The 3,612-nt window shown below is 72.4% G+C and carries 2 protein-coding genes and 2 pseudogenes; 1 reads left to right on the plus strand and 3 read right to left on the minus strand.

Annotation, left to right across the window (positions count from 1 at the left end; translation table 11 throughout):
• Window positions 1-334 (plus strand): annotated as a pseudogene (locus RTM68_RS17650) (hypothetical protein); the annotation flags it as partial.
• Between the two features lie 29 nt (window positions 335-363).
• Here the strand turns inward: RTM68_RS17650 and RTM68_RS17655 are convergent.
• From RTM68_RS17655 to RTM68_RS17665, 3 genes and pseudogenes are all read right to left on the minus strand, one after another.
• A complete protein-coding gene (locus tag RTM68_RS17655) occupies window positions 364-1,728 on the minus strand; it encodes a S8 family serine peptidase (protein WP_312173477.1) in 1,365 nt (454 codons plus the stop codon).
• Window positions 1,728-3,077, minus strand: coding sequence for a type VII secretion protein EccB (gene eccB / locus RTM68_RS17660; protein WP_312173480.1), 1,350 nt, complete (start codon window positions 3,075-3,077; stop codon window positions 1,728-1,730). Before eccB ends, RTM68_RS17655 begins: the two co-directional genes overlap by 1 nt.
• Before the next feature lie 3 nt (window positions 3,078-3,080).
• Window positions 3,081-3,612 (minus strand): annotated as a pseudogene (locus RTM68_RS17665) (type VII secretion integral membrane protein EccD); the annotation flags it as partial.

Below are 3,612 nucleotides of genomic sequence, written 5' to 3' on the forward strand. Positions count from 1 at the left end.
CGCCGCCGACGCCGATGCTGCCGACCCGTCGGCGCCCGCGTCCTCAGATCCCGACCTGTCGGAGCCCGAGGCCCGCGACGTCGCGGCTGAGGCCTTTGCCGCCCCCGCTGTTCCCGAGCCCGCCATCTACAAGCCTCGTCCGGCGCCGCTGGGCCCCAGTGCCCCTCCCGTCGTCATCGGCGGCGTACCGCCCACGCGGGTCCAGGATGCCGAGCGCCCTTCCGTCGCGAAGCATTCTCGACGATGGAGCACGCTCACGCTCGCCGCGTTCGCGGTGGCATGTGCAGTGTCGGCCGCCGGGCTCGTCGGAGTCGGCTTCCTCGTCTTCGGGTGACGCCGGGTGACGGCGGCTGACGTCGGTCGTCAGCCGACGCGGGTGGCTTCCGCGTGGGGATCCGCACGGTTCAGCAGGCCGCCCTCACGCTCGACCTCGGGCTGGTCGATGACGGGATCCTGTGTGCGGCGTCGGAGGACGATCAGGATGCCGAGCACACCGAGCAGGCTCGCGCCGCCGATCGCCGTCAGCAGTGCGGCGTCGCGGGTCAGCAGGAACGGTGAGGCTCCGTGGTCGGGGCTCACGGCCGCCGCGGGCGGTCGGGCTGCGCTCTCGACGGTGTCGAAGAACGGGCTGGCGGGGCCCCTGGTCGTCTGGTCGGGCAGCAGCTCGATCGCGGCGGTGGGCTGGATGAACCCCCAGCCGTTCACGTCGTCGCGATTGTCCGCATCGGCGCGCAGAGCCGTGGCGGCGAGCCGATAGGCCCAGCCTGCCGGGGGATCCTCGGGGTGGGCCTCGGCGACGAGGGCCGCCGCCGCGCTCGCGTACCCCGTGGCGAAGCTCGACGCGGGGGCATCCGGAGCGAACACGCAGTCACCGCCGCCGGGGAAGGCCGTCAGCACGTCACTGCCCGGTGCCGTCACGTCGACCTGCGGGCCGTGGATCGACGAGTCCGTCGCGAGTCCCCGCGGGTCTGCGGCGCTGACGCCGAGCGCCTGCTCGTAGGCCGCCGGGTACCTCGCGGCATCCTCGGCATCCGCGTCGGATTCCCGGTTGCCCGCGCTCGCGACGACGAGAGCGCCGACAGCGGCGGCGTGCTCGACCGCGGCCCGGAGCACTGCGGAGTCCGACGTCTGCGACATGGACACGTTGATGATGTCGGCACCGTTGTCGGCAGCCCAGTGGATGCCGTCGGCCAGCCGCTGCGAGCTCGGCCCGAAGCCCTTGTCGATGTCCTGCTTGTCGGTGCTGCGGAACACCCTGACCGACAGCAGCTTCGCGTCCGGGGCGAGACCCACGACCCCCGAGCCGGCCACAGGCTGCGCGGCGATCTGACCCGCGATGGCGGTGCCGTGTCCGGTCGTGTCGGTCAGTCCGTCGCCGCGTTCTCCATCGCCCACGAGGTCGATTCCGCCGATCACGGTGCCGGCGAGGTGCGGGTTGCTCGCATCCACCCCGGAATCGACGATCGCGACCACGACCCCTTCCCCCGTGGCGAGACGGTTCGCCTGCTCCGCGTCGAGTCGCGCGAGTGCCGAGGGTGCCTCGGGCGAGTACACGACGTTGCCAGGCGTGCAGGCCTCTCCCGCGGTCGCTGCCGACACGAGGGTCGGCAGCGTCGTGCTCGAATGCGCGACAGCGTGAGGCGGGGCTGCGGCGGTGGCGGGGGCTGCGGCACCGAAGACGGCGGCGCCCAGCACGAGCGCGGCGAGGGCTGTCAGGCGGCGCCGCATCAGTTCGATCCGGAGCCCGGGGTCTCGCGCGCAGCCTCTGCGCTCAGAGCCGGCCCTGCGGCGAAGAACTCGATCCAGGCATCCGACACCCGGCCGACGTCGGACAGCGAATATCCGAGCTGGGCGATCGCGCCGGTCGCAGCGTCTTCGGAGCTCTCGTCGAGCGTCGCACCGGGAATCGCGTACGCGGTGCCGGACTCGTCGATCAGCACGGCCATGCCCACCGCGTCCTCTGAGCCGCCGGTCACCTGCATCAGTGCCCCGCCGCCGACGGTGACGTCGACACCGGAACGGTCGTCGGGCAGTTCGGCCGTGGTCGCACCGAGCACGGTGCGGGCGTCGCCGGACAGGACCGCGCAGGGCGTCTGATCGGCCGCGAGGGTGGCGAGCGGCTGGGCGGGCCAGTCGGTGCCGCCGAGGTACTGGATCGTCGGGACGTCGGCCACCTCGGCCGGAGACACCTCGACCTCTCGTGCCTGCTCGCCGCTGCCGAGCAGGTAGAGCTGGTACGCCAGGGGGCTCAGGAGTGCGAGTTCGCCGGAGGCGAGGGCGACGTACCGCTCCTCGGCGGGCTTGCCCTGCGTGTGCACGATCGTGCCGGCGGTCAGATCGGTGCCCGGCACCGCGGCGCCGAAGCCGTTGATGCGGATGGGCCCGAGCTCGTCGCCCGACGCGAACAGGTTGAGCCAGCGTCCGTCGACCTCGAGGATGTCGCTCGCGCCGAGCCCCGCCGCGCGCAGAACGGCGTTCGCATCGCCGGGGGCGACCGCGTACCGCAGGCCGTCGGCGACGACGAACAGATCTTCTCCGCGCTTCACGACGGCGCCCGTATCCGTCGAGATCGCCGCGACCGGGTCGTCCGAGACGGTGACGGACGCTCCTGTTCCGTCGTCGATGCAGGCGGTCCACGACGAGTTGATCAGCGCGTTCGGCGCCGGCAGGTCATCGGGAGCGCCGAGGATGCCGATGGCAGGGCCGATCGGGATGCCGTCGAGGGCCGCCTGGTCGGTGCGCACGACCTTGAACTCGCCCGCCGGGATCAGCAGGCGCGCACTGGCGGTGTTGATCACCGGGTAGAGCGTGCCCTCGACCGACACGTAGCGCGAACCGGTGTCCGTCGCCACGATCAGCCGGTTGTTCTGCCAGTCGCCGGGCAGACCGGGCTGCATGATGCCCCAGAAGACGCCGACGAGGATCACGCCCACCGTGAGTGCGACACCCGCCACGACCGCGCGCAGCGGCTTGGCCGGATCGAGCTCCTTGCCGCCAGGGGCGCCGCCGGTGAAGGCGGAGAGCAGGCGGCGGCGGCTGAAGCCCTGGGCCTCGATCAGATCCTTCTTGGTCGCCATGGGTCAGACGAGCCCCGCCGTGATGACGCCCAGAGGCAGCAGCAGCGCGAGAGCGACGACCTCGACCGTGTCGCCCAGGCGCGTGAGCCGGAGCCGCGCACGCGGCGTGAGCAGCGTCAGTCCGACCAGGATCACCGTGGCGACGACGAGCACCAGCAGCATCCAGGTGCGCACATCGGGCAGCGCGAGTGCGACGGTGATGCCGGTCGCCGCGAGGCCGATCGCGCCGATCGCCATGAGCACCAGCACGCCGAGGCGCGCGTGGATCTGCCGTGACTGGAACATCATGCCCACGAAGGCGAGCACGCACAGCACCGCGCCGAACGCTCCGCTCGCGGCCACGAGCGGGGTCGCGATCAGTGCGGCGAGACCGAGCGCGGCCCGCAGCGCGATGAGCGTGCGGGTGCCCGCAGCCGCGCGGCGCTTGACCTCGTCGGCGTCGATGGGCTCGGGGGCCGAGAACATGTCGGCGTCGCTCTGCGGCGAGATCACCCGGATGCGCGTCGAGCTGAGGGCGAGCCACGGGATGCCGTTC

Origin of the sequence: Microbacterium sp. (assembly GCF_031988965.1) — a bacterium.
In the GTDB taxonomy this organism is placed as follows: Bacteria; Actinomycetota; Actinomycetes; order Actinomycetales; family Microbacteriaceae; genus Microbacterium.

Coding starts and splice junctions, on each gene's coding strand:
- RTM68_RS17655 (WP_312173477.1), bottom strand. CDS start 1,728: ATGCGGCGCCGCCTGACAGCCCTCGCCGCGCTCGTGCTGGGCGCCGCC.
- eccB (WP_312173480.1), bottom strand. CDS start 3,077: ATGGCGACCAAGAAGGATCTGATCGAGGCCCAGGGCTTCAGCCGCCGC.